The organism is Streptomyces sp. CRN 30 (genome assembly GCF_034105845.1).
The window spans coordinates 1-5,362 of the sequence record NZ_JAVRHI010000093.1; the positions used below are offsets into that span (position 1 = coordinate 1).

The following is a 5,362-nucleotide window of genomic DNA, read 5'->3' on the forward strand; positions in this document are numbered from 1 at the left end:
GCCGCAGTCGGCCTCCGCGCCGCCCGCCTCCGGCGGGTCCGCGGCCCGGCACCGGCAGGACGGGGCACCGCAGGAGGCCGGCCCGGACCTGGACGACCTGGCGCGCCGCCTGATCGACCCGGTGTCCAGGCTGCTCCGCGCCGAGCTGCGGCGCGGGAGGGATCGCCTGGGCCGCCCCCACGACGGTCGCCGCTGAGGGGACGGACACGAGGCGGGCCAGGGCGCGCGGCGGACGAGGGCACGGAACGGACGAGGGCACGGAACGGATGACGGACCAATGACGGACAGCATCTTCGCGACGAGCGTGTTCTTCCGGCTCGCGATCGGCGGCAACGACCTGGGCGCGTTCCACACCTGCTCGGGCATGGGCGCCGAGGTCGAGATGGAGACCTACGCCGAGGGCGGCAACAACGGCTTCACCTGGAACCTGCCCGGGCGGGTGTCCTGGTCGAACATCACGCTCACCCGGCCGGTCACCGCCGACACGGCGAAGATCGCCCGCTGGCTGGACGAGACGCTGAAGCGGGTGGAGCCCAAGGACGGCGAGATCGTGGCGCTGAAGCCGGACCTGACCCGGATCATCAGCTGGGAGGTCTTCGGGATCGTGCCCGTGCGCTGGCAGGGCCCGTCCTTCGACCCCGGCAGCTCCCAGGCCGCGGTGGAGACCCTGGAGATCGCCCACGAGGGGTTGCGCCCCTCCTGACACACCCGGCACACCCGGCGCCTCGGCACACCCGACCCACCCGCTCGCGCACCATCCCCTGCCCCTGACCTCGTCCCCGTCCCAGTCCCCGTCCCCGTCCCGTCACCGTCCCCGGAAAGGAAGTCCCGGCCATGTCCCCAGCGGTCCGCTCCAGTCGGGCCAGGGCCCAGCTGACCCTGAAGGAGCCCCCCGCCTCGGTCGGCGCGAAGCCCGGCGGGACGCTCGAGCGGCTGAACCTCCAGTTCAACCCCTCCACCCTGCAGCTGAACAAGACCACCGAGTGGCGCCGCAGCCCCTCGCGGATGGCGGGGCAGTCGGCACTGCCCGAGTTCGTCGGCAGCGGACCGCGCACGCTGAGCCTGGAGGTGTTCCTGGACGCGACCGCCACCCACGACAACTCCGTGGAGCAGGCGGTGGAGAAGCTGATGAAAGCCTGCGTGCCGACCGCCGCCAGCCTGGGGCGGAAGAAGCCGGCCAGCCCGTGGGTGCGGTTCGAGTGGGGCACCGCGCGGACGACCGCGTTCGACGGGGTGCTGTCGAGCCTGTCGGTGTCGTACACGCTGTTCGACGTGGACGGCAAGCCGCTGCGTGCCACCTGCTCGCTGTCGATCGAGGAGGCGAGCGTCGACCCGCCGGGCCAGAACCCGACGTCCGGCGCGCGCACCGCCCGCAGCACGCACACCGTGGTGGCGGGCGACAGCCTGGCCCTGCTGGCCTGGCGGGAGTACGGGGACCCGACGGCCTGGCGGGCCATCGCGGAGGCGAACGGGATCGACGACCCGATGGCGCTCGCGCCCGGCACCGAACTGGTGGTGCCGGGGCTGCGGGACGCGGGGGGCGAGGAGGAGCGGTGAGCACATCCGATGCGGCACGGGGCGGCCGGTCGTTCGCGGCGGACCCCGTCGTGGAGACGCCGGGCGAACTGCCGCCCGTCTGGGCCACCCAGCTGGTGAGCTGTGTGGTGGACGAGAACGTGGGCCTGCCCGACGCGGCGGTGCTCACCTTCCGCGACCCCGACCACGAGTTCCTGACGGCGACCGGCATCACCATCGGCACCCCGCTGCGGGTGTCGGTGGTGACCGTCAAGGAGCAGGCGCGCGAACGGCTGTTCAACGGCGAGGTGACGGCCCTGGAGGCGGACCGCGACCGCACGGGCTCCTTCACCGTGGTGCGCGCCTACTCCAAGGCGCACCGCCTCCAGCGGGGCCGCAAGGTGGTGGCGTACCGGAACATGACGGCGGCGGCCATCGTCCGCGAGGTGGCCGCGGGGGCCGGGCTGGCCTGCGGCACCGTACAGGCTGCGCCGATCACCTACCAGCAGCTCTCGCAGGCCAACGTGTCCGACTGGGACTTCCTGCAGTACCTGGCCGCCGAGAGCGGGGCGCAGGTGCGCGTCGACGACAAGGGGCTGCTGCAGTTCACCCGGCCGCAGCGGGCGTCCGGGGCGCCCGCGCCGTCGACCTCGGCCACCCGGGACCCGATGGTGCTGGAGTACGGGCGGAACCTGCTGGTGCTCCGGGCCTCGCTGTCGGCCGCGGACGGCGCGTCCCGGGTGGAGGTGCGCGGCTGGGACGTCACCAACAAGCGGCCCCTGGTGGCCCGGCACCCGTCGGTGGACAGCGACACGGTCCTCCCTGGGCTGAGCCCGGCGCTCGCCGCCCGGTTCGGCACCTCGTCGAAGCTGACCGTCACCGACACCCCGTACCGCACCCAGGCCGAGGCCACCGCGGTCGCCGAGTCGACGGCCGCCCAGGTCGGCGCGGGCTTCGCCGAGCTGGAGGCGGTGGCCGAGGGCAACCCCCTGCTGCGGGCGGGCAAGCCGGTGGCGCTGGGCAACGTCGGGAAGGCGTTCTCGGGGAAGTACACGGCGACGGCGGTACGGCACGTGCTGGAGCCGCACGGCGGGTACCGGACGACGGTGTGGGTGAGCGCGAGCCCGGACCGTTCCCTGACCGGCCTGGTGACCGGCGCCAACGCACCGGGCCGCGGCCCGCGCATCCCGGGTCTGGCGATCGGCGTGGTGACGGACGTGCGCGAACCGGGCGGCGCCCAGCGCGGCGCGGTGAAGCTGAGGTTCCCCTGGCTGGACGACACCTACACGACGGACTGGGTGCGCACCGTGCAGTGGGGCGGCAGGGGCGGCGGGGGCGTGGTGAGCCCGGAGGTCAACGACGAGGTCCTGGTCGGCTTCGAACAGGGCCTGCTGGACAGCCCGTACGTCATCGGCGGGCTGTACAACGGCGTGGACGAGCCGTCACCGCACGACGTCCCGCTGATCGACGGCACCAGCGGGAAGGTCAACCGCCGTTCGGTGGTGTCCCGTTCGGGGCACCGGGTGGAGCTGCTGGACGCGGCGGCCCCCGGACCCTCCGGACTGCGGCTGCTGACCGGTGACGAGCGCCTCGAGGTACGCCTGGACGACCGGCGGGACCGGATCGAGCTGACGGTGTACGCCGCACGGGGCCGCCCCCTCACCTCCGTCCTGCTCGACAAGGACGGCATCACGCTGGACGCGAGGCAGGGCACCGTGAACGTGAAGGGCCGGAAGGTGGACATCGACGCCACGGACACGGTGCGGGTCAACGGCCGTTCGGTGACCGTCAGGGGCACGACGGACGCCACCGTCGACGGCGGCCTGAAGGGCGTCCTCAAGGCCGCGTTCGTCCACATCAACTGAGTGAGGAGCAGCCCATGCCAGCCGCAGCCCGTACCGGTGATCCCACCGACCACGGCGGTGCCGTCGCCACCCCGCCGCCCGCCGCCGCCCGGGCGGTGGCACGCGTGCTGATCGGCGGGCGCCCCGCCGCCGTCGTCGGGAGCCTGATCACCTGCCCGATGCCACCGCACGCGGCCCTGGCACTGGCCAACGTGGTCCTGCCGAACCCCGCCGGGGCCGCCGGGGGCACGGTCCTCATCGGCGGACTGCCGGCCGCGCGGGCCCGCGACAGGACCACGTGCGGCGCGATGATCCTGACGGGCGCCCCGAACGTCCTGATCGGTGGTCTGTGATGAGCGAGCGGTTCATCGGCCGCGGCTGGGCGTTCCCGCTGCGGGTGGGGCCGACCGGCGGGATCGCCCTGGTCGAGCGGGAGCGGGAGATCGAGGAGGCGGTCCGGCTGGTGCTCGGCACCGCGCCCGGCGAGCGTCCCATGCGCCCCGAGTTCGGCTGCGGCATCCACGACTACGTCTTCGCCCCCGGTGACGGCGCCACCGCCGGAGCCGTCGCCCGGCAGGTGCGCGAGGCCCTGGAGCGGTGGGAGCCGCGGATCGCGGTGGAGGAGGTGGTGGTCGCCTTCGACACGGTCGACGCCGGCACCCTCTACATCGACGTGCGCTACACCGTGCGGTCCACCAACGACCGGCGCAACCTGGTCTTCCCCTTCTACACGATCCCCGACGAGGGCGCCGCCGAAGTGGGTGCCGGCTGATGGCCCTGCCCTCCCCCAACCTGGACGACCGGCGGTTCCAGCAGCTCGTCGACGAGGCGAAGCGGTACGTGCAGCAGCGCGCCCCGGAGTGGACCGACCACAACGTCTCCGACCCGGGCGTCACCCTGATCGAGACCTTCGCCTACCTCGTGGACCAGTTGCTGTACCGGCTGAACCGGGTGCCGGACAAGAACTACACCGCCTTCCTCGACCTGCTCGGCATCCGCCTGTTCCCGCCGACCGCGGCCGGGGCCGACGTCGACTTCTGGCTGTCGGCGCCGCAGCCCGACACGGTGGCGCTGCCCGCGGGCACCGAGGTGACCACCGCGCGCGGCGAGAGCGACGAGCCCGTGGTGTTCACGACCACGGACGAACTGCACATCCTGCCCAGTGAACTGACGCGTCTGGTGACCACTCCGCGGGGCGGTGAGCAGACCGACCGGACCGGCACGCTCGCCGAGGGCCACGACATCCCGTGCTTCCAGGCGGCCCCGGAGCCGGGCGACGCGCTGCTGTTCGGACTGCCGACGGCGGTGCCGCGCTGCATCGTCGCGGTGCGGCTGGACAGCCGGGTCGAGGGCGTCGGCGTGGACCCGCGCCAGCCCCCGCTCGCGTGGGAGGCCTGGGACGGCGGCGGCTGGCAGGTGTGCGAGACCGGTACCGACACCACCGGCGGGCTGAACCGGCCCGGCGAGATCATCGTGCACGTGCCGGCCGGGCACACGGCGTCGGTGATCGGCGGGACGCGGGCCGGCTGGCTGCGCTGCCGGGTCACCGAGGCGGAACCGGGCCAGCCCTTCTACTCGGAGTCCCCGACGGTGCGGGAGGCGGCGGTGTTCACCGTGGGCGGCACCATGGCGGTGGAGCACGCCGAGACCGTGACCGACGTGCCGCTGGGCACCTCGGAAGGGGTGGCGGGGCAGACCTTCCGGCTCACCCGCCCGCCGGTCCTCCTCGACGGTGAGCCGCCCGTGGTGGAGGTGTCCTCGGCCGAGGGGTGGCAGCGCTGGGAGGTGGTGGAGCACTTCGGCCGCTCCGGGCCCGGCGACCGGCACGTCCGGGTGGACGCCGCCACCGGCGAGTTCGGCTTCCCCCCGGCGCTGCGCGAGCCCGACGGCACGCTGCGGCTGTGCGGCGCCGTGCCGCCCAAGGGCGCCCAGGTGCGGGTGGTCCGCCACCGGCCCTTCCACCGCGCGCGCGGCCGGATCGAGCGCCAGTTTGTTGGGGTTGA

The 5,362-nt window shown here is 74.0% G+C and carries 7 protein-coding genes; all 7 read left to right on the top strand.

Annotated features, from left to right (window positions below):
- On the top strand, nucleotides 1-196 hold a 196-nt coding region (locus tag UW392_RS09120), incomplete at its 5' end, for a hypothetical protein (RefSeq protein ID WP_320774390.1).
- Nucleotides 197-277: 81 nt separating this feature from the next.
- Nucleotides 278-703, top strand: coding sequence for a phage tail protein (locus UW392_RS09125; RefSeq protein ID WP_320774391.1), 426 nt, complete (start codon nucleotides 278-280; stop codon nucleotides 701-703).
- A gap of 131 nt (nucleotides 704-834) precedes the next feature.
- Nucleotides 835-1,557 carry a LysM peptidoglycan-binding domain-containing protein gene (locus tag UW392_RS09130; protein ID WP_320774392.1) on the top strand — a complete coding sequence of 241 codons (723 nt, stop codon included), beginning with the start codon at nucleotides 835-837 and terminating at the stop codon, nucleotides 1,555-1,557.
- On the top strand, nucleotides 1,554-3,380 hold the full coding sequence (locus UW392_RS09135; RefSeq protein ID WP_320774393.1) for a VgrG-related protein: 1,827 nt from the start codon (nucleotides 1,554-1,556) through the stop codon (nucleotides 3,378-3,380). Before UW392_RS09130 ends, UW392_RS09135 begins: the two co-directional genes overlap by 4 nt.
- Nucleotides 3,381-3,394: 14 nt before the next feature.
- Entirely contained in the window at nucleotides 3,395-3,712 is a 318-nt protein-coding gene (locus tag UW392_RS09140; protein ID WP_320774394.1) for a PAAR domain-containing protein, read from the top strand.
- Entirely contained in the window at nucleotides 3,712-4,131 is a 420-nt protein-coding gene (locus UW392_RS09145) for a GPW/gp25 family protein (RefSeq protein WP_320774395.1), read from the top strand. Before UW392_RS09140 ends, UW392_RS09145 begins: the two co-directional genes overlap by 1 nt.
- A partial coding sequence (locus UW392_RS09150) for a putative baseplate assembly protein (protein WP_320774396.1) occupies nucleotides 4,131-5,362 on the top strand: 1,232 nt, incomplete at its 3' end. The genes UW392_RS09145 and UW392_RS09150, both read left to right, overlap by 1 nt.